This window comes from Enterococcus sp. AZ062, from assembly GCF_051715065.1.
Classification (GTDB): domain Bacteria; phylum Bacillota; class Bacilli; order Lactobacillales; family Enterococcaceae; genus Enterococcus_B; species Enterococcus_B mundtii.
Genome location: NZ_JBIOTB010000001.1, coordinates 856,538 through 877,444 on the forward strand (window position 1 = coordinate 856,538; position 20,907 = coordinate 877,444).

General features: G+C 38.3%; 20 protein-coding genes. 18 read left to right on the top strand and 2 right to left on the bottom strand.

Annotated features, from left to right (window positions below; translation table 11 throughout):
- The first annotated feature begins 82 nt into the window (after nt 1-82).
- The 7 genes from tmk to dinB all read left to right on the top strand — a co-directional run bounded on the left by tmk (nt 83) and on the right by dinB (nt 5,529).
- Complete coding sequence (gene tmk, locus IGJ00_RS04005; protein ID WP_071866999.1) at nt 83-745, top strand: dTMP kinase; 663 nt, start codon at nt 83-85, stop codon at nt 743-745.
- Nucleotides 742-1,071 (top strand): cyclic-di-AMP receptor, encoded by a 330-nt coding sequence (locus IGJ00_RS04010; RefSeq protein ID WP_010736048.1) that lies wholly within the window; start codon nt 742-744, stop codon nt 1,069-1,071. The genes tmk and IGJ00_RS04010 overlap by 4 nt, the downstream gene beginning before the upstream one ends.
- An 8-nt stretch (nt 1,072-1,079) precedes the next feature.
- Nucleotides 1,080-2,018, top strand: a complete 939-nt coding sequence (gene holB, locus IGJ00_RS04015) for a DNA polymerase III subunit delta' (protein ID WP_438844142.1) — start codon at nt 1,080-1,082, stop codon at nt 2,016-2,018.
- Between the two features lie 39 nt (nt 2,019-2,057).
- Nucleotides 2,058-2,882: a PSP1 domain-containing protein gene (locus tag IGJ00_RS04020; RefSeq protein ID WP_071866997.1), complete on the top strand. Its 825-nt coding sequence runs from the start codon at nt 2,058-2,060 to the stop codon at nt 2,880-2,882.
- The gene (locus tag IGJ00_RS04025) at nt 2,875-3,222 is read left to right on the top strand and encodes a DNA replication initiation control protein YabA (RefSeq protein WP_010736045.1); all 348 of its coding nucleotides are present in this window, start codon (nt 2,875-2,877) and stop codon (nt 3,220-3,222) included. The genes IGJ00_RS04020 and IGJ00_RS04025 overlap by 8 nt, the downstream gene beginning before the upstream one ends.
- Nucleotides 3,223-3,361: 139 nt before the next feature.
- The gene (gene rsmI, locus IGJ00_RS04030) at nt 3,362-4,231 is read left to right on the top strand and encodes a 16S rRNA (cytidine(1402)-2'-O)-methyltransferase (protein ID WP_272018098.1); all 870 of its coding nucleotides are present in this window, start codon (nt 3,362-3,364) and stop codon (nt 4,229-4,231) included.
- 161 nt (nt 4,232-4,392) lie between these two features.
- Nucleotides 4,393-5,529: a DNA polymerase IV gene (gene dinB, locus IGJ00_RS04035; protein WP_177187677.1), complete on the top strand. Its 1,137-nt coding sequence runs from the start codon at nt 4,393-4,395 to the stop codon at nt 5,527-5,529.
- A 102-nt stretch (nt 5,530-5,631) separates the two neighbouring features.
- Here the strand turns inward: dinB and nrdG are convergent, their stop codons facing one another.
- Together nrdG and nrdD are read right to left on the bottom strand one after the other, a co-directional pair.
- The gene (gene nrdG / locus IGJ00_RS04040) at nt 5,632-6,234 is read right to left on the bottom strand and encodes an anaerobic ribonucleoside-triphosphate reductase activating protein (protein ID WP_071866994.1); all 603 of its coding nucleotides are present in this window, start codon (nt 6,232-6,234) and stop codon (nt 5,632-5,634) included.
- A gap of 606 nt (nt 6,235-6,840) precedes the next feature.
- Complete coding sequence (gene nrdD / locus IGJ00_RS04045) at nt 6,841-9,030, bottom strand: anaerobic ribonucleoside-triphosphate reductase (RefSeq protein ID WP_019723769.1); 2,190 nt, start codon at nt 9,028-9,030, stop codon at nt 6,841-6,843.
- Between the two features lie 322 nt (nt 9,031-9,352).
- On the opposite strand from nrdD, the gene IGJ00_RS04050 reads away from it, so the two are divergent.
- The 11 genes from IGJ00_RS04050 (at nt 9,353) to IGJ00_RS04100 (ending at nt 20,692) form a co-directional block, all read left to right on the top strand.
- Nucleotides 9,353-10,120 (top strand): ABC transporter ATP-binding protein, encoded by a 768-nt coding sequence (locus IGJ00_RS04050; RefSeq protein ID WP_071866992.1) that lies wholly within the window; start codon nt 9,353-9,355, stop codon nt 10,118-10,120.
- Nucleotides 10,110-12,170 (top strand): ABC transporter permease, encoded by a 2,061-nt coding sequence (locus tag IGJ00_RS04055; RefSeq protein WP_074800139.1) that lies wholly within the window; start codon nt 10,110-10,112, stop codon nt 12,168-12,170. Before IGJ00_RS04050 ends, IGJ00_RS04055 begins: the two co-directional genes overlap by 11 nt.
- Before the next feature lie 210 nt (nt 12,171-12,380).
- Complete coding sequence (locus IGJ00_RS04060) at nt 12,381-12,530, top strand: teichoic acid D-Ala incorporation-associated protein DltX (protein ID WP_010736035.1); 150 nt, start codon at nt 12,381-12,383, stop codon at nt 12,528-12,530.
- A gap of 10 nt (nt 12,531-12,540) precedes the next feature.
- The gene (gene dltA / locus IGJ00_RS04065) at nt 12,541-14,040 is read left to right on the top strand and encodes a D-alanine--poly(phosphoribitol) ligase subunit DltA (RefSeq protein WP_065096696.1); all 1,500 of its coding nucleotides are present in this window, start codon (nt 12,541-12,543) and stop codon (nt 14,038-14,040) included.
- The gene (gene dltB / locus IGJ00_RS04070; RefSeq protein ID WP_065096695.1) at nt 14,040-15,245 is read left to right on the top strand and encodes a D-alanyl-lipoteichoic acid biosynthesis protein DltB; all 1,206 of its coding nucleotides are present in this window, start codon (nt 14,040-14,042) and stop codon (nt 15,243-15,245) included. Before dltA ends, dltB begins: the two co-directional genes overlap by 1 nt.
- A 27-nt stretch (nt 15,246-15,272) precedes the next feature.
- Nucleotides 15,273-15,506 carry a D-alanine--poly(phosphoribitol) ligase subunit DltC gene (gene dltC / locus IGJ00_RS04075; protein ID WP_010736032.1) on the top strand — a complete coding sequence of 78 codons (234 nt, stop codon included), beginning with the start codon at nt 15,273-15,275 and terminating at the stop codon, nt 15,504-15,506.
- Nucleotides 15,507-15,508: 2 nt separating this feature from the next.
- Nucleotides 15,509-16,774 carry a D-alanyl-lipoteichoic acid biosynthesis protein DltD gene (gene dltD / locus IGJ00_RS04080; protein WP_195273372.1) on the top strand — a complete coding sequence of 422 codons (1,266 nt, stop codon included), beginning with the start codon at nt 15,509-15,511 and terminating at the stop codon, nt 16,772-16,774.
- A 221-nt stretch (nt 16,775-16,995) separates the two neighbouring features.
- A complete protein-coding gene (locus tag IGJ00_RS04085) occupies nt 16,996-18,078 on the top strand; it encodes a M42 family metallopeptidase (RefSeq protein ID WP_065096693.1) in 1,083 nt (360 codons plus the stop codon).
- Nucleotides 18,078-18,872 carry a DUF975 family protein gene (locus IGJ00_RS04090; protein ID WP_065096692.1) on the top strand — a complete coding sequence of 265 codons (795 nt, stop codon included), beginning with the start codon at nt 18,078-18,080 and terminating at the stop codon, nt 18,870-18,872. The genes IGJ00_RS04085 and IGJ00_RS04090 overlap by 1 nt, the downstream gene beginning before the upstream one ends.
- A gap of 61 nt (nt 18,873-18,933) precedes the next feature.
- Nucleotides 18,934-19,674 carry an MBL fold metallo-hydrolase gene (locus IGJ00_RS04095; protein ID WP_062805527.1) on the top strand — a complete coding sequence of 247 codons (741 nt, stop codon included), beginning with the start codon at nt 18,934-18,936 and terminating at the stop codon, nt 19,672-19,674.
- 13 nt (nt 19,675-19,687) lie between these two features.
- A complete protein-coding gene (locus IGJ00_RS04100; RefSeq protein WP_019723714.1) occupies nt 19,688-20,692 on the top strand; it encodes a lipoate--protein ligase in 1,005 nt (334 codons plus the stop codon).
- Nucleotides 20,693-20,907 lie beyond the last annotated feature (215 nt).

Consider the following 20,907-nt stretch of genomic DNA (forward strand, 5'->3'; position numbering starts at 1 on the left):
ACACCAGTCTGATCGCGTTAGTTTGATCGACAAAGATTTTCAGATACAATAGAAAAGCAAGAGAAGAGATGGAGGAACAAGTGTGAACGGCTTATTTATTACGATCGAGGGACCTGATGGTGCAGGTAAAACGAGTATCATCAAAGAACTATTTCCTCTTTTACAACAAGTAGCAAAAACAGAGATCATTCAAACTCGAGAACCAGGTGGGATACCAATTGCTGAACAGATTCGTGCAGTGATCCTTGATCCGAAAAATGATCGCATGGACGAGCGAACAGAAAGTTTATTATACGCAGCTGCTCGAAGACAACACTTAGTCGAAAAAGTTTTACCTGCACTTTCGAGTGGGAAAATCGTTTTGTGTGATCGTTTTGTCGATAGTTCGTTGGCCTATCAAGGTGCAGGTCGTCGGATCGGCGTAAACGAGATTGCTGAACTGAATGAATTTGCTACAGAAGGAACGACTCCTGATTTTACTCTTTATCTTGATGTGGATTCTGACACAGGATTACGTCGAATCGCTAAAAATCGCCAGAATCAAATCGATCGCTTAGATTCAGAAGGATTAGAGTTCCACCAGCGTGTCCGTCATGCCTATTTGAAATTGGTAGAGGAGCATCCAGACCGCATCCATAAGATCGATGCAAGAAATAGTTTTGAAGAAGTGTTACAATTGAGTTACCACGCAATTATCAACCAATTTCCACAATATTTTGAAAGTCAGGAAGGTGAACGTAAATGAAAATCATTTTAGCAATCATTCAAGATAAAGATAGCAACCGTTTGTCCAATGAATTGATCGATGCAAACATTCGTGCGACTAAATTATCTTCTACTGGTGGTTTCCTTAAAGCGGGAAACAGTACATTTATCGTTGGTATCGAGGACGATCGCGTCGAAGAAGCATTAGAAATCATCAAAAAAACGTGTGAGTCAAGAAAACAATTTGTTTCTACTCCAGTAACGTTAGATATTTCAATGGACGGTGGCGTTCCTTATCCTGTAGAAGTAGAAGTGGGCGGAGCAACAGTCTTTGTCTTACCAGTTGAAGGATTCCACCATTTCTAGGAGGAACTATGGCTCAAGAAAACATACTTGCGCAAATGCAACCTCTCGTGTATCAACAACTTCAACGAAGTTTTGAGCATGGGCGTCTCGCTCATGCTTATCTTTTTGAAGGTGAAAAAGGTACAGGAAAGCATGAGGTAGGCATTTGGTTAGCACAACATTTATATTGTACGAAGATGAACAACCAACAACCTTGTGGCAGATGCAATAATTGTCAACGGATCCAAAATCAAGAACATCCAGATGTACTCGTTCTTGCACCCGATGGTCAGTCGATCAAGGTCGATCAGATCCGGCGCTTACAGACAGAGTTTAGTCGTAGCGGATATGAATCAAGGAAAAAAGTATTCTTGATCCAGGAAGCAGAAAAAATGAATGCGAGTGCGGCCAATAGTTTATTGAAATTTTTAGAAGAACCACCTGGTGATTTTCTAGCGATTTTAGAAACGGAAGCCATTGGTCGGATCTTACCTACGATCCAATCTCGTTGTCAAACCTTGCATTTCCAAGAATTGTCAAAGGATTCATTGATTAAAAAATTACAAGATCAGCAAATTTCTGCGGAAAAAGCAAAACTTTTGTCATTCTTGACAAACAGTTTAGGAAAAGCAGTTGAAATCTCAGAAGATGAATGGTTTAATGAGGCTAAGGACTTGATTTATCAATGGTTTGTCTACTTGGATAAAAGAGATACACAAGCCTTTATCTATGTCCAAAAACGATTGGTGAAAGTATTTAAAGAAAAAAATCAACAATTTACTGGTTTTTCAATTTTAATGTATTATTATCAGGAAGCTCAAAAACAGGCGATAACATCTGGGGAGTATGGTAAAGTCAAACGGCTGAATCAAACGATTGAACGTATTTTGTTAGCAGAACAAAAACTGCGTAGCAATGTGAGTTTTCAAGCCGTCGCTGAGCAATTTGTATTACAAACGATTTTTTGATTTGTCAATTTATATTTTGCGTAATCAAGGAGGCCACAAATGGTAGAAGTAGTAGGTGTCCGTTATAGAGATGCTGGTCATGTCTATTATTTTACACCCGGAGATTCAGAATATGCATACAATGATAAAGTGTTAGTCGAGTCTCAGCAAACTTTACATATCGCAACGGTTGCTATTCCCAAAAGAGATATTGATCTGGAAGATTTACCTGAAACCATCAATCCCATTTTGCATAAAGCAACAACTGCTGAGCTTAAAAAAAGCAACAAAAATGAAGAAGATGCAAAAAAAGCTTTTTTGATTGCGAAAGAAAAAATTAGAGATCGAAAACTAGAAATGAAAATCGTCCAAGTTGAATATACTTTTGATCGAAGCAAATTGACTTTTTATTTTGCGGCAGATGGACGTATTGATTTTCGTGAATTAGTGAAAGATTTGGCGGCCGTTTTTCGTACAAGGATCGAATTGAAACAAATCGGTGTTCGGGATGAGGCGAAGATGATCGGAAGTATCGGGCCTTGTGGGCGACCACTCTGTTGTTCTTCTTTCTTAGGAGATTTTGTGCCTGTTTCGATCAAAATGGCAAAAGAACAAGGATTATCACTGAACCCAACTAAAATTTCTGGCTTGTGTGGTCGCTTGATGTGCTGTCTACAGTATGAAAGTGAAGCATATGAAGCCGCAAAAAAAGAACTCCCTGACTTTGGGAAAACACTTGAAACTCCTGATGGTAAAGGGAAAGTCGTAGGATTGAATCTGCTTAGTCGCTTAGTTAGTGTGCGACTGAACGGACGGGAGAATCCTGTTGAATATGAATGGGATGAACTAAAAAATTTCATCCAAGTAGGTGAGATGAATGGATAAGAGATCATTATATGATGGGTTGAACCAATTGGAGTCAGAGTTACGAAATACATTGACTGAATTAGTAGAGATGAAACATGCACTGCATGAGATCGTTGAGAAAAATACCACCTTAGAGATGGAAAATCAACGACTACGCGAACATCTTCGTGAATTGAACCAAGTGGCGCAAGCTCCAGCTGAAAATGCCAAACAGGAACTATCAAAATCCCGAATGAATCTTGAAAAGATTTATGAAGAAGGATTTCATGTTTGTTATGATTTGTATGGTTCAAGACGTGAAAATGATGAACCTTGTGCGTTCTGTTTAGAAGTGATCTATCGAGAAAGTGGACGCTAAATCAAAGGATCTAGTGGCTTCTATCACGGTCAACGAATACCGCAAAGCATTCTTGTTTTGCGGTATTCGTCGTTGAACTACCAGGATAAATTTTTTAATTAGAGTAGCTTCCTTTACTCTGTTTGAGAAGGAGAATCATATGTATAACCAAAAGAGCTTTAAAGGAAATCACGTGTTTGGCACACTTTACCTCGTTCCAACACCGATCGGAAATTTGGAGGATATGACTGTTCGCAGTGTGCGCACATTACAAGAAGCGGATTTGATCGCAAGTGAGGATACACGCAATACACAAAAGCTATTGAATCATTTCGAGATCCAAACTGCCCAAAAAAGTTTACACGAACATAATTATAAAGAACGTATTCCTCAATTGATCGACTGGCTAAAAGAAGGAAAATCGATAGCACAAGTGAGTGATGCAGGCATGCCATCTATCAGTGATCCTGGACATGAGCTTGTCGTTGCTTGTATCAAGGAAGATATTCCAGTCGTTGCATTGCCAGGACCTACCGCAGGAATGACTGCATTGATTGCTTCAGGTCTCGTACCGCAGCCATTTTTATTTCATGGTTTTTTACCTAGAAAGAAAAAAGAACAAAAAACAATGTTGGAATCGTTGCGCAATCAAACAGCAACATTGATTTTTTATGAATCACCTTATCGCGTGGCCGCAACGTTGATTAATATGTTAGAAGTGTTCGGTAATCGTCAAGTTGTGCTTTGTCGAGAATTGACGAAGATCCATGAAGAATATTTACGCGGAGACATTGAAGAATTACTTGCTTATTTAGAAAAACAGCCGATCAAGGGAGAATGCTGTTTACTTGTTGAGGGAAGTAACGAAGAGGTCGTACCAAGTGAACAACTTCAAGGTACGTTAAAAGAACAGGTACAACAATTGATTGAGCAAGGAGAAAAAACTAACGTGGCAATCAAAACGATTGCAGTCAAAAACGGAATAAAAAAACAAGAAGTTTATCGTCAGTTCCATGAATTGGATGATTAACTTTTCATGAAAAAAATCGTTCAGAAGATTGCTGTGGTGAACAGTCTTTTGAACGATTTTTTTCTTAGAATCAATTAAGGACGAGGTACAGCTTCTTTGAAAAACTAATCTCCTAACTTGAAAGGGAACAAAAGTTCGTGTATAATGATAGTGGGGTGAGTCTGATGGAATTACAGTTTCCTTTACATAATGATACGTCAAGAAAAATCATCCATATCGATATGGATGCCTTTTTTGCATCCGTTGAAGAACGAGATCACCCTGAACTTCGTGGTAAACCCTTAGTGATCGCCAGACATCCGAGTGATACTGGTGGGCGTGGGGTAGTGACAACAGCTAACTATGAAGCACGTAAGTTCGGTATTCATTCAGCAATGAGTGCCCAAAAAGCCTATGAACTTTGTCCAGAAGCGATTTTCAAACCGGGAGACCACCAAAAATATAGTGCGATATCAAAAGAAGTCAGGGAGATTTTTTATCGCTATACAGACTTAGTCGAACCAGTTAGTATTGATGAAGCTTATTTAGACGTCACGAATAATAAAATCAATTGTAAATCAGCGATCAAGATCGCCCGCATGATCCAACTTGATATTTGGCAAACGGTGCATCTGACTTGTTCGGCTGGTGTCAGCTATAATAAATTTTTAGCGAAACTTGCATCAGATTTTCAAAAACCTAAAGGAATGACGGTCGTCACCCCCGAAGAAGCAGTCGATTTCTTAAAAGCATTACCAATCGAAAAATTTCATGGTGTCGGCAAGAAAACTGTTCCTAAAATGCATGAATTAGGTATTTTTACAGGAGAAGATCTGTATAAATGCAGTGAAATGATGTTGATCCAACAGTTTGGTAAAATGGGGTATTCGTTGTATCGAAAAGTACGAGGTATCCATGATTCGCCGGTCAATGTCACCCGCGAGCGTAAGTCAGTCGGAAAAGAGCATACGTATGGACAACCACTAAGAACAGAAGAAGAAGTTTTAGGTCAATTACGTCAGCTAGCTGAGAAAGTAGAAGAGTCTCTCCGACGTGTTCAGAAACATGGAAAAACAGTTGTCTTGAAGGTCCGTTATACCGATTATTCTACAGTAACGAAGCGAGTGACATTACCAGAATATGTTTATAAAAAAGAAGCGCTGTTTTATCAAGCGAGTCTGATATGGGAAGAGATTTTAGGGATAGAGAAAGGGATTCGTTTATTAGGTATCACACTGACGAATTTAGATCCGATGACTTACGAGAATATTGTGTTGCCTTTGTGGGAAACGCAAGCGATAGAATCAGAAATAGAATAAAGAATGCTCCATCTTAGACTTTGAGACAAAAGCGAAATTCACTTCTGTCTTGGCCTTTTAGATGGAGCATTCTTTATTGTGTTCAAGCAAAACTGAGTGTAGTTAAATCAGTTCTTGTTTTTTTATTTGTTCATATGTTTGCGTAGCATCTGTACATTTTTCCCAGATGACGACTTGTTTTTCAGCAAGCGATCGTTGCACGTCAATGATGCGCTGATTGCTGCTTCCACGAAATTGTAATTTGAAATCTCTTTTTGACCATTCAAAACGGCCATCAACAAGAATATCGATTTTCGAGAGCAGTTCTAGTTTATCTTCCGAATCTTGTAATAATTCATCGAAGGTATAACCGGTCCAAGACCAGATGTCTTTGCTGTGACCAAATTCTTGCCGGATTCGATCGACTACACGTAGGCAAACATTCGTATTCAAAAAAGGTTCACCGCCTAAGAGTGTCAATCCTTGGACGTAATCATTGCGTAGATCAGCCATGATTTGTTCTTCCAGTTCAGCAGTGAATGGTTTGCCGTAACGGAAATTCTGAGCGGCTTTGTTAAAACAACCTTCACAGGCAAATAAACAGCCACTTACATATAAGCTATTACGAACACCTTCGCCATCCACAAAGTTGAACGGTTTATAATCGGCAATATAGTCATGACTATAATCTTGAGCCAGCCATTCTTTAGGTTTAGGATTTCTCATAGTAAAACTTCTTTCATTATAAAATGGTATCCGTTATAAAAAATTCTTGAAGGTCGTAGGAGACATAAGAAAATAGCCAGAAGAAGGGGTACTATCTCTCGTATGACTTGGAGTTGGACGGTTGTCTCACAACCTTATCTACAGTGTTCGAAAGCCAATTCCTACGATAATAAGTCAAAAGATGAAAAAATATAGAAAACTATTTTCCCATCTTCTGTCTTATTACTTGAAGCTGAACGGCTTTCTCACAACCTTATCTACGGTGTTCGAAAAGCTGACCTTCAACATTAAGCTGAAAAATCAAAAAATATGAGAAGCTATTTTCTGATTCCCCATCTTACTGCTCAGGTCAGGACGCTTTTCTCACAACCTCATCCACGGTGTTCAAGAAGCAACACTTCGGTAATAAGTCAAAAAAATCTAAAATGAAACAGCCATTTTTGATTTTTCTGTCTTATTACTCAGTGCTAAACGCTTCTTTCACAACCTTATCTACGGTGTTCGAAAAGCTGACCTTCAACATTAAGCTGAAAAATCAAAAAATATGAGAAGCTATTTTCTGATTTCCCCTCTTACTGCTCAGGTCAGGACGCTTTTCTCACAACCTTACTTCATATGTTTCACGCGTGATGAGATTTCTTTGTGTCTGCCGTGGACCATTGGGCGGGCTTGTGGGTTTCCTAGATAGCCGCATGTTCGTTTGACTACGTCACATGATTTTGGATCGTGATTGCCGCATTCTGGGCATTCAAAGCCACGTTCAGTTGGTTGGAAATCTCCTTCAAAACCACATTGATAGCAATGATCGATCGGCGTATTGGTTCCTAAATAGCCTACTTTGTCATAGGCAAAGTCCCAAACAGCTTCTAATGCCTTAGGGTTTTGTTGCAAGACTGGATATTCACAGTAATGGATAAAGCCACCAGAACAGTATTTTGGATAGTCTTTTTCAAATTCAAGTTTTTCAAATGGCGTTGGATTTTTACGCACATCATAGTGGAAACTATTAGTGTAATATTCTTTATCTGTGATATTTTCAACGATACCGAATTTCTCTGTATCTAAACGACAAAAACGATCAGTCAAGCTTTCACTTGGCGTGGAGTATACGCTGAAGTGATAGCCATATTCATTCCCCCAAGCGTCTGCATTGGCTTTTAGTTTTTTCACGATATCCAGAGTGAAGTCTTTAGCTTCAGCATTATTTTCCCACTCACCGCCAAAGAAAGAAGCAGCGACTTCATAAAGTCCAATGTAGCCTAATGAAACAGTTGCTCGACGATTTTTAAATAATTCGTCTACGGCGTCTGTACGAGATAGTCGTTTACCGAAGGCACCATACATATAAAGGATCGGTGCATTTGCAGGAATCGCTTCTTTACAACGTTCGACACGATAAACTAATGCATCTTTCATGATCGACAAGCGATCTGAAAGTAATTGCCAGAATTTTTCTTGGTCACCATCTGCTTCCAAGGCGATCCGTGGCAAGTTCAATGTAACCACACCTAGATTCATTCTTCCGACATTCACTTCTTCACCGTTCTCGTCTTTCCAACCTTGTAAGAAGGAGCGACAGCCCATTGGTACTTTGAAGCTTCCTGTCAATTCAACGATCTTGTCATAGTTTAGAATATCTGGATACATTCTTTTTGTGGCACATTCTAATGCTAATTGTTTGATGTCGTAGTTTGGATCAGTGGGTTTCAGATTGATTCCGTCTTTTAGTGTAAATATCAATTTAGGGAAGATTGCTGTCCGTTTTTCACTTCCTAATCCATTGATCCGGATTTGTAAAATCGCTTTTTGGATTTCTCGTTCAAACCAATTTTTACCTAGACCGAAGCCAAGTGAAGTAAAAGGCGTTTGTCCGTTGGAAGTGAAAAGTGTATTGATCTCATATTCTAAACTTTGCATGGCATCAAAAATATCTTTTTTTGTTTTGGCTTTTGCATAGGCTTCTTGACGTTCGGGTGTGTCGATCCATTCTTTGGCATCAATTAAATGCTTTTTGTAATTTAATTGTGCAAAAGGAGCAAGCAATTCATCTGTACGATCGGCAGAACATCCGCCATATTGGCTAGATGCAACATTGGCAATGATCTGTGAGATCTGTGCCGTTGCTGTTTGGATCGATTTTGGTGATTCGACTTCTGCATTCCCAATTTTAAATCCGTTGTTCAACATACCTTTGAAGTCGATCAAACAGCAATTTGTCATTGGTGTATACGGATGATAATCGAGATCATGATAATGGATATCGCCTTTTTGATGTGCGTTGGCAATATGCGGCGGGAGTAATTTTAGCCCAATCGATTTCCCAACGATCCCAGCAGTCAAGTCACGCTGTGTATTGAACACATTACTATCCTTGTTCGCATTTTCATTGACAACACTTTGGTCTTTATTGATCAGTTTCTCAATCGAAAAGTTGATGTCTGTTGCCTTACTACGAGCAAAATCACGTTTTGTTCGATAGTGGATATATTCTTCTGCTAAGGCATATTCGTTTTTTTCTAACAAAATATGTTCAACGATATTTTGGATCTCATAGATTTTTACGTTATTTGCGAAGCGATCTTTGATTTCTTTGATCACAAGTTCTGCGATTGATTGGATCTTTTCGTACGTAATAGGAGATAAGGAACCGTGAATTTTCTTTTCTGCTTTGATCAGTGCGGCATTTATTTTCTGTTCATCAAATGGTACCTCGCGTCCGTCGCGTTTGATGACAGTCATTTTTTTAGTTTCAGGCTGTTTTTCTAGTACAGCCATTTCTTGATCTGTTCGTTTCATTTTCTTCAGCTCCTACAAAAATAGTTCTTGTCTATCATAAAACAAATTGAAGAAAGGAGCAACTAATTATCTGCTACATATAGTGTTTTATCGCTGTATAATTGAATGAGTATACTATATATGGTGTATATTATCTTGTGAAAAAAAGTGAAAACGTATGGTATCAGCTTTTGGAAAATACGAATTATTTTTTTTTGAATAAAAAAATTGAATAAAAAAATTTCATGGATAAATTTTTCGAGTGGTCAGGTGACAAAATCAAAAGGGAAAAAAGTGAAAGGATGTGCTACTATTCAATTAAGGATAAAGGTGGAGGATTAGCATGAGTAAAATAATCGAAGTAAAACATCTAAGTAAAAGTTATGGAAGTAGTAAATCACCGGTCAAGGTGTTAGACAATGTTTCTTTTTCAGTTGAAGAAGGAGAGTTTATTGGGATCATGGGGCCAAGTGGGGCTGGAAAAACTACTCTGATGAATATCTTATCAACGATCAATTTACCAACGATGGGTAGTGTGATGATCCAAGGGAATGAAATCACAAAAATGAAAAAACATGAATTGAGTGATTTCAGACGAAAAAAAATTGGCTTTATCTTTCAAACGTTCAATCTTATCGATACATTGAATGGTAAAGATAATATTTTACTTCCTTTGGCTATTGAAAATATGGCAAAAGATGAAATGGACCGAAGAGTTTTACATGTTGCCCAGCTTTTAGGGATCGAAGAATTACTAAAACGTTATCCTGATGAAATGTCAGTTGGACAAAGACAACGGATTGCGGCAGCTAGAGCTTTAGTAGTAGAACCAGAGGTGATCTTCGCAGACGAACCAACGGGATCATTGGATTCAAAATCAGCAACAGAATTGTTGAATTATTTAAAAACAGTCAACGAAGTCGAAAAATCAACGATCTTATTAGTGACACATGATCCTTATACAGCTAGTTATTGCAATCGTATTTTATTTATCAAAGATGGTGTGATTTTTTCAGAAGTGATCCGCCGAGGAACGAGAAAAGAATTCTTTGAAAAAGTCATCGACATGCAGGCGACGATTGGAGGAGGCGGTAAAATCAATGCTTTATAAACTAGCCGCAAAAAGTTTTTTTAAACAATCGAGGGGCTACCTTGTCTATTTCTTCAGTTTGACCTTATCGACGATGATCTATTACTCTTTTAGCGCGATGACCTATGACCAATCACTGATTCGAAGGGCAAGTCAAGATGTTTCGATAGATACTATTTTAAAGCTTGGTAGTTGGATCATTACCGTTGTTTTACTCTTTTTCGTACTCAGTGCTAATCGTTTCTTTCTCAATCGGAGACAAAAAGAAATTGGGATCTATCAATTGTTTGGAATCAGTAAATTCCAGATTTCATCGATCTATGTGTTGGAAACGATGACTATTGGTTTTTTTGCTTGTATGTTAGGTATTTTATTGGGAAGTATTTTTTCAAAATTGTTTCAAATGATTTTAGTACGAATGATGAAGATGGATATTACTAGTCGTTTTTTTATTTCTATCCCGTCCATTGTTGAAACCGTCGTGGTATTTTTTGTGATTCTTTCAGCAGTTTCTCTTTATTCACTATGGAAGATTTGGAGTTATCCCATGAATCGTAGTTTTGGGGAAAGAGAACAAGTGGAAAGTTCAATGTTGCGTATTCGCACAAGGCATCGTTTATTAGGCGTAATCGGTCTATTGATGATTTCTAGTAGCTATTTCGCCGCATGGAACTTTAGAGAAACGATTAGTCAGCTATTTGAAAAAAAGGTAAATCTAGGATTAATGATTGCTTTCCCATTTTCGATATTTTTTGTTTGTTTATTAGGAACCTATCTGTTCTTTTGTTATTCTTTTCGCTTGTTGCTCCATTTGTTGAGCGATTCGAGATTCAAGTATCGAGGAACCAATTTTTTATTGATTGGGAACACACAGATCCATCTTTTAAAAAGTTGGCGAATGAATTCGTTAATCACATTAGTTATCGGTCTATCTTTGGCAATGATCGGAGGGATGACTGGTATATCGACACTCATTGCACATCGTGAAGAGATTGCTGCTCCTGTTTCTTATCAATTAGATACTCAGACGGCAAACAAACTTCGACCGATCTTAGCAGAAGAAAATCAGAAGATCACTGATGAATTCGTTTTTCATTACAAAGTAGTAGGTAGCTATTATGACTTGAGCATTGGTTCGGTATCTGCCGGCAATGAGATCAAGCCAGTCAATTTGATTTCTGAAAAAGAGTATCACGCTTTTCGCAAAATCAAACCTAGTCTGCCAGAAATCAAACTTACAGGAAAAAATCATACAGTCATGTTAGATGCAATAGAATCGATGTTTCGTAATTTTTCTAGTTACGGGAAAAAGATCCATCTACCTGGTCAGCAAGAACTATTGATCCAACAGGTGCTTCCGGGATTTCTGGGAGATGAAGATATGACCTATTATGGACCGACCTTGGTCGTTGATCAAGCGATCTTTGACCGTGTAACTGGATTAGACTTTCAGATCATCAATTGGAATGTAACTGGTGGCAATCAAGAAAAATTGACCGAACGATTAAATGAAGAAGTAGCTACTAATTGGAACCACACGATTTATTATAGTTATGAGATCACCGATCAAGGGATAGTTGGGACGATCCATACCGATGCTTCTAAAGCAGAGGAAAGTGAATACTCAGAAAATAAATTGACAGGTCAAGCTTCACGTTTGAATTATAATGCTCGCTATCCTAGACTGCGTGCCACTGATCGTCAAATTGGAATCAATATCTTTGTTGCCCTTTTTGTGGGGATGATCGTGATCATTGCAACTGGTAGTATCTTGATGGTTCGGCAATTATCCGAAGCTGAAATTGAACGAACCAATTATCAATTGCTGACAAAATTAGGGATTGCTCAACGTAAAACAAATCGGATGATCTATAAACAAAATGCGTTGATGTTTTTTCCACCAATGATTTTGGGCATCACTCATGCTGTATTTGCCATCAATGTGTTTTCTCAATATGTAGAAGGGGCAGACTATTGGTTGGCATACTTTGTTTGTGGCTTATTGATCGTCATTTACCTACTCTTTTACTTTATGACTAGTCGTTTATATTGTCGGATCATTGAGGAATAAGAAAAATAGAGCAAAAAGGGGATCTTATTCTAGCTGAACGAAGGACAGAATCGAGTTGTACGAATTTATTTTCGTACGGCTCTTTTTTTGTTCTCTTTAGTTAGTGACAAAACTGTTAGCTGTAAAGCGCATTCTGTTAGTAAAACAAATGTTTTTTTGTGGATAGAATGAGTAGAATTTGACTAAGGATCTAAATAGGAGGAAAAAGAGATGAAACAATGGTGGCAGCAACCACAGGTTCGATATTGGCGAACTTTTATGCTTCGAACCCTTGTTTATTCGACGATACTATTATTACTCATTTATTTGTATCATTACAAAAATATTCAAGGTGGAACATTTATATATAACGAATTCTAGGAGGGAAACGATGAAGAAAAAAGGAATCGTGGCTGCGATCGATTTTTGGGGAATAGCAGACCCAGATAGAATCGCATATCAGACAGCAGAGGAGCAACACACATATCAAGAACTGAAGCACTCCTCAGATGCATTAGGCTATTACTTAGAGAAGCGTTTGACTACGAAGGGGCCAATCGTCGTGTTCGGCAATCTAGAGTTTGAGATGGTGGTATCATTCTTGGGCGTAGTGAAAGCAGGACATGCGTATCTACCGATTGATGCCCAAACACCGAAGGAACGGATCGAAGCGATTTTACGTGTCGCACAGCCTAGTATGATCATTAGTTTAAGTGACTGGGAGATTGAGACAGATATACCAATCATCCAAAAAGATTGTTTACGCTCGATCATCGCCTCAATAGTTGGTTATCCATTTGAGCATGCAGTGAAAGGTGATGAAAATTTTTATCTTATTTTTACTTCGGGCACCACAGGAGAACCCAAAGGCGTGCAAATCAGTCATGATAACTTGGTGAGCTTTGTCGATTGGGTCTTGCGCGACTTTCCAATCAAAGAGGGACAAGCTTTTTTAGCACAAGCACCTTTTTCTTTTGATTTATCTGTGTTCACTTTGTATCCAGCATTAGTTTCTGGTGGGATCATCAAGCCTTTATTCAAGGAAAACGTCCAAGATTTTCAAAAATTATTTGCTATTTTACCACAATTAAAACTGGATATCTGGGTATCGACTCCTTCGTTTGTCGATATTTGCTTGATGGACGCATCATTTGACGAGGGGCATTTACCAGAGCTGACTACGTTCATTTTCTGTGGCGAGGAATTGACGAAGAAAACGGCGCAAGCGTTACTCGAACGGTTTCCTTCAGCAAAAATTTTCAATACGTATGGGCCGACAGAAGCGACAGTAGCCATTTCTAGTATATTGATCACAAGAGAAGTATTGGCTACGTATGAACGATTACCAATTGGCTATGTCAAGTCCGATACGACCGTATCCATTTTGAAAAATGGCGAAAGTGATCGTGGCGAGATTTTGATTACTGGTCCTAGCGTGTCAAAAGGCTATTTGAACAATCCTGAAAAAACGAAGGAAGTGTTCTTTCAAGTAACTGGGCATCAAAACTATCGAACAGGAGATGCAGGATATTTAGCAGAGGACGGTTTGCTTTTTATTGAAGGAAGAATCGATCAACAGGTGAAATTACATGGCTACCGCATTGAATTAGGTGATATTGAACATGCGTTGCTTAAAGATGAACGAATCAATCAAGCAATCGTTGTTCCCAAATATCAAGGGTCGAAAGTCCAACAATTAGTGGCGTTTGTTGTACTGAACCAAGCGATTCCGGATACTAACTATCAGTTGATACGTTCGATCAAACAAAGGTTGACCGATTTTCTAATGGACTATATGATCCCACAAAAAGTGGCGTTTATTGACCAATTGCCACAAACGAACAATGGGAAAATTGATCGAAAAGCATTGACAGCTGAGGTGAATAGGTGATGAGTCTCCCACATATGATTCCTTATGCGGAGCCGTATTATTTTCTATTACTGAGTTTCGCGTTAGCGCCAATCATTTTTTCTCTACTATTTTTCCAGAAACGTTTAGGAACTTATCAAGTTCTTGTAACTTTCTTTTTCTTGTTCATCAGTTTTGGAGGAACGTATTGGCAACAAGGGCTTGCTTTGATTGGCTATGTGGTCTGGCAAAGTATACTTGTTTGGTGTTATTTCACTTATCGAAAAAAAAGAAATCAGAGTGTATGGTTTTATCTAGCGGTAGTTCTAGCAATTCTACCTTTAGCGATTACGAAAGTCACACCATTTCTAACATCTGGTAAGGGATCACTGCTTAGTTTTCTGGGTATTTCCTATTTAACATTCAAATCGGTACAAATGATCATGGAAATGAGAGACGGTATGATCAAAACCTATCATCCTTACCGTTATATTCAGTTCTTGTTGTTTTTTCCAACCATTTCTTCAGGACCAATCGATCGTTATCGAAGATTTGAAAAAGATCAGCTCCAACCACCAACAAAGGAACAATATCTGGAAATGTTGGAAAAAGGGGTCCATCATTTGTTTATGGGTTTTTTATACAAATTCATCATCGGTCATTATCTCGGACAGGTACTGTTACCCATCGTATCAAAAGGTGCCTTGGCTCATGGCGGAATCTCATGGTGGCTATTGGGTTACATGTATGTCTATAGTTTGTATCTCTTTTTCGATTTTGCTGGCTATAGTTTGTTTGCAGTTGGTACGAGTTATTTGATGGGCTATGATACCCCGATCAATTTCAACAAACCATTTTTAGCTTGGAACATCAAAGAGTTCTGGAATCGTTGGCATATGTCTTTGTCCTTCTGGTTCAGAGATTACGTGTATATGCGGTTGATGTTCTTCTTGATGAAGAAAAAATTGTTCAAGAGTAAGATCGTGACGTCAAATATCGGATACTTTGCATTGTTTCTATTGATGGGTGTCTGGCACGGTTTGACATGGTACTACATTTTGTATGGTATCTATCATGCAACGCTGATTTGTGTGACAGATGCATGGATTCGCTATAAGAAAAAACGGAAGAAAAAACTTCCTTCCAATCGCTTGACCCACGCATTTTCTGTTTTCATGACGTTTCAAGCAGTATGTGCTAGCTTATTGATTTTTTCAGGATTTTTAGATCAACTATTTTTTAAATAAATGACGAGTTTAAAGGAGAGAATAGATATGGAAGAACAAGTTTTAACGATTTTAGCAGAGATTACAGGTACAGATGAAGTGAAAGAAAATAAAGAAATCGATTTGTTTGGTGAAGGTTTATTGGATTCACTAGGGTCTGTTCAATTATTAGTTGAGCTGGATGGACAGCTTGATGTACAAGTTCCTGTATCAGAATTTGATCGGGAAGAATGGGCAACACCAAACAAAATCATTGATCAAGTCAACGAATTGAAGGGATAATGATGAAGAAAAAGCTGTTTGCGATTTTTGGTCCAGTGATACTTGCGTTTATACTGATTGCGATTTTTTTCACTTCATCTTATCGCGTGAATGTAGCTGACCCAGAAATCATTCATAGAGCAGCCAGTTCGATGTCAGACAACGTCTTACGAGGGGATGTAATCAAAAATACAGCTTTTGCTGAAAAACAGTATGTGCCTTTTCTTGGTTCGAGTGAATTGAGTAGGATCAGTCCTTTTCATCCTTCTGTTTTAGCCCAGAAATATCAACGGAGCTACGAACCATTTTTATTAGGTGCCCCTGGGACTCAATCGCTGAGCCAGTTCATGATGATGCGCTCAGCTAGTAAGGATCTCAGAAATAAAAAAGTAGTGGTCATCGTGTCTCCTCAGTGGTTCGTAAAAGACGGGGTGAAGGAAGACTATTTCAGTACCCACTATTCAGAGTTACAGACATTGGATTGGCTGTTTTCAATAAAAAAAGTGACCGCTTCAGATCGCTATTTCGCGCGACGTTTATTAAGTTTTTCAATCGTTTCGAAAGATGAGGACATTACGCGGATTTTAAGTACAGTACAAAAAGGAATCAAACCCAATGATAAAGAATTAGCGGGCTTGGAAGATAAATGGAACATCTTGAAGCGTGAGGATGAATTATTTAGTGGGATTGGTTTGACGGATAAACAAAAACAGATCGATCAAGCGACTAAACCATTACCGACTAGCTATGAAAAAGAACAACTAAATAAGCTCGCTACGCAGATTGGTGCTAGTAAAACTAAGAATAATCCTTTTGCGCTAAAAGATGATTTTTATAATACCCGAATCAAACACCATTTAGCTGAGTTGAAAGACTCACAGAAAGACTGGGATTATCGTTTCTCAAAGGAATATTCTGATTTTCAATTATTATTGCAGCAACTAGCAAATGAACATACTGAAGCATTATTCATTCTTCCGCCAGTGAATGAAAAGTGGAGTGATTATACCGGTTTGTCTCAAGAAATGTTGCAAGGATTTGCTAAAAAAATCAAGTATCAATTAAAGAAACAAGGATTTCAACACATCGCAGATCTAACCAAAATGGCTAGTGTTCCCTACTTTATGGAAGATACGATCCATCTTGGGTGGCAAGGCTGGTTGACTGCAGATCAGTATATCCAACCTTTCCTAGAAGAGAAACAACCTGTGTCTCATTATCAGATGGATGATGCTTTCTATAGTAAGGATTGGCAATTTCAAACCCCAGATACACTACCAGAAAAATAAACGATGCATTGGAACCAAAAGAAAAGACGAATGAAGAAATTCGAGGAATGACCTGTAACGTCCCAATAGAGAGGATGTTATGGGTTATTTTTTAGATGTTAGCAGATTCAAAAGAAGACTGGTGTTATAATATGACTGCATAAATCAAACAAATATGCTGCCCAAAAATCAGTGAACAATGATATAATTCTACTATTAAGTATGGAAAAGAGGGAAAGCGTTTGAATAAAAATGAAGAACAATTATTGATTGATTTAACAACTGCGCGTGGCGTACCAGGAAATGAAGAAGAGGTACGAAAAGTCTATAAAAAATATGCAGAGCAGTTCACAGATGATATTTTTTACGATGGTTTAGGTAGTATCATCGCAAAACATGATTCTGGCAAGGGCCCTAAAGTATTTATCTCCGGACATATGGATGAAGTTGGTTTTATGGTTACAAAGATCACAGATAAAGGATTTATTGAATTTCAAACACTTGGTGGTTGGTGGGGCCAAGTCATGTTGGCACAACAAGTAGAAATCAAGACCCAAGAGGGAAAAATCATCCATGGCGTGATTGGTTCAAAACCACCACATGTCTTGACTGCTGAAGTTCGTAACAAACCTTATGATATCAAAGATATGTTTATTGACATCGGGGCGACAAGCAAAGAAGAAGCGACGGAATGGGGCATTCGTCCTGGTGATATGGTCACTCCTTATATTGGATATCGTCGAATGAATGATGGAAAATTCTTGTTAGCAAAAGCATGGGACAATCGTATTGGGACAGCTGTTTCTTTACGTGTACTTGAAAATCTAGCAAAAGAAGGACATCCGAATGTCTTATTTGCTGGAAGTGATGTACAAGAAGAAGTTGGTTTAAGAGGTGCGCGCACAAGTACTCATTTGGTCGACCCTGACATTGCGATCGCTTTAGATACAGGTACTGCTGGAGATACACCAGGGATGACACCGAAAGAGGCAGATTCAGTTTTAGGTAAAGGACCACAAATCTTGATTTTCGATGCTTCGATGATCCCACATAAAAAATTATTGAATTTTGTGATCCAAGTGGCAGAAGAAATGGCTATTCCATTCCAATATACTGTCATCACCGGTGGGGGAACAGATGCAGGCCAAATGCATGTGTCACGTAATGGTGTGCCATCTATTGCAATCACGGTACCCGTTCGTTATCTGCATTCACATACATCGATCATCCATGAAGAAGATTACTTCAACACAGTGAAGTTAGTTACTGAAGTAGTCAAACGTTTGGATAGTGAAAAAGTAGCAGAAATCAGGAGTTATGAGTAATGAAGAATGTTTCTGAATATCGAAAAAAAGCCCGGGCATCTTTAGAAGGACAGTGGGGGATCAATGCTTGGATCATTTTCCTTTCAGTCTTTATTGGGTTGATCATCCAGCAGCTTTTTGTAGGTATCTTCCCAACAGATAGCACACAGGCAAACATACTCAATTTTTTGCTCCAACACGTATTGATCTTTGCGTTTACTTATGGGGTCTATTATATCTCATTAGTTGTGGTCAGAGGTGGGCGAGCAAAATCCAATCTGTTGTTTGCTGTTTTTCAAAAAGAATATTTTGTACCGATTCTGCTTATCAATCTTTTAAATACCGTATTTAATTGGTTAATCAACGGTATTATACTTTTGCCTAGTTTTTTGATTGGCGGATTCAATACGTATATCAATCTACTTTTTAATGGAAATGCGTCACCGCAAGGGATGATGAATGATTTTACGATTGATCTGAGTTTTGCAGTCTTTACAACTTTACTATTCTTCGTGTCGCTATTTGTGATGACGATCGTTGCAGGATTATTCCAATTTGCTGCTTGGACAAAGTTTGACTATCCGAAACTGACAGTTATCCAAAGTTTGAAATATGCCTGGTTTTTATTGAAAGATCGTATTGGGACCTATCTTCTTCTACAACTTTCATTTATTGGTTGGTATATTCTCGGATTTATTGCGCTGTTCTTTGGTTTACTTTGGGTAATTGCTTATGTCAATGTGTCGATTGCACAATTTTACGAACAAGCTCGTATTGAAAAAGGCAGCCCAATGGAATACTTTCACTTCGAATAAGCAGTTTTTCTTATGAAAATAAGAAATTGTGGTAGCATAAGTTTTTGAGGGGGAATCAGTCATGAAATTAACCGTTTTAGGTTGCTTAGGTGCATATCCTTATAAAAAACAAGGAACGACGAGTTATCTGTTGCAAGCTGATCAATTTAATTTGTTGATTGATGCAGGGAGCGCAACGCTTGTGAAATTGGAAGACCATCTTGATCCGCTTGCTTTAGATGCTGTGATCATCAGCCATTATCATCATGACCATATCGCAGATCTAGGTGTTTTGCAATATGAATGGCAATTGCATCCAAACAGAGATCAGGAAAAGCTATTACCAATCTATGGACATACGAAAGATGCCAGTCATTTTGAACAATTGACGATGCCAGGAGTGTCCCAAGGAGTGGCATATGATCCAACCCAAGAACTTGAAGTCGGACCATTTTCGATCACGTTCTTGGAAACGATTCATCCAGTGGTTTGTTATGCCATGCGTATTGTCGAAAGAGCCACCGGAAAAGTACTTGTTTTTACAGGAGATTCTGGCTATTTAGAGAGTTTTATTCCCTTCGCTAAAGAGGCGGATCTCTTTTTGGCAGACACGTATCTTTTTGCAGGAAATGAGCGACACAAAGCGCATTTCACTTCAAAAGAATCTGGAGAAATCGCAAAAGCGGCAAAAGTCAAAAAACTGGTTTTGACACACTTGCCACAATTCGGTGACCTAACACAATTAGAGAATGAAGCAAAAGAAGCGGCTGGAGAAGAAATCGAAGTTGCTTTAGCTGAAGTCGATAAAGTGTTTGATATATAGGAGGACGAGCAGAATGATTTTTGTACCAAATGAAAACCATGATCCAAGAGTAAATTTAGCAATCGAGACCTTTTTACTCCAAGAGATGCCATTAGAAGAACCAATCTTGCTTTTTTACATCAATGAACCGTCAATCATTATTGGGCGAAATCAAAACACGATCGAAGAAATCAATCGTGAATATGTTGAAGAACATGGCATCCATGTGGTACGTCGTTTAAGCGGTGGTGGAGCAGTATATCATGATTTTGGTAACTTGAATTTCAGTTTCATCATGCCAGATGATGGGGATTCGTTCCGTGACTTTGCGAAGGTGACTAAACCAATCATCCAAGCGTTACACGAATTAGGTATTTCAGGTGCCGAATTAAAAGGACGTAATGACCTGGTAATCGATGGCTTGAAGTTTTCAGGGAATGCTATGTATGCTACAAATGGTCGAATGTTTGCACATGGAACGATCATGTTCGATTCAGACATTGATGAGGTAGTCAATGCGCTGAAAGTGAAAAAAGAAAAAATCGAATCCAAAGGAATCAAATCGATTCGTTCACGAGTTACAAATATCAAACCATTCTTACCTGAGGAAAAACAAGGGATGACAACCGAAGAATTTCGTGAAGACATTCTTTTGAAAATTTTCGGCGTATCTTCAGTAGAAGACGTAAAGACCTATGAATTGACAGAAAAAGATTGGGAAAAAATCAATCAAATTTCTGAGCAGTATTATCGAAATTGGGATTGGAATTATGGAAAATCACCAGATTTCAACTTTTCACGCCAAAAACGCTTTTCGATTGGGTCGATCGAGGTACATCTGAATGTCTCAGAAGGGATAATCGAGGATGTAAAAATCTTCGGCGATTTCTTTGGTCTAGGAGATATCAAAGATGTTGAACAAGTGTTGACAGGGTTAAAATATGACAAATCTACCTTACAAGAAGCAGTTGAAACCATCGATATCAAGAAATACTTTGGTGCGATCGAAGCACAAGATTTATTGGAACTACTGTACTAAATGAGATTGTGACAGAAGCGACTTGATCTGAGCAGTGAGATAGAAAATTGAAAAATATTTTTTTCATATTTTACAATTTGTTAGCTTAATGTTGAAGGTCAGCTTCTGGAACACCGTTTATTTGGTTCTAGGGGATAAGATGACCAATGTCTCATACCCGACAAATCTGTAAGATAACATAAAGGCCTTCAAAAACAGTCTGTTGACTGATTTTG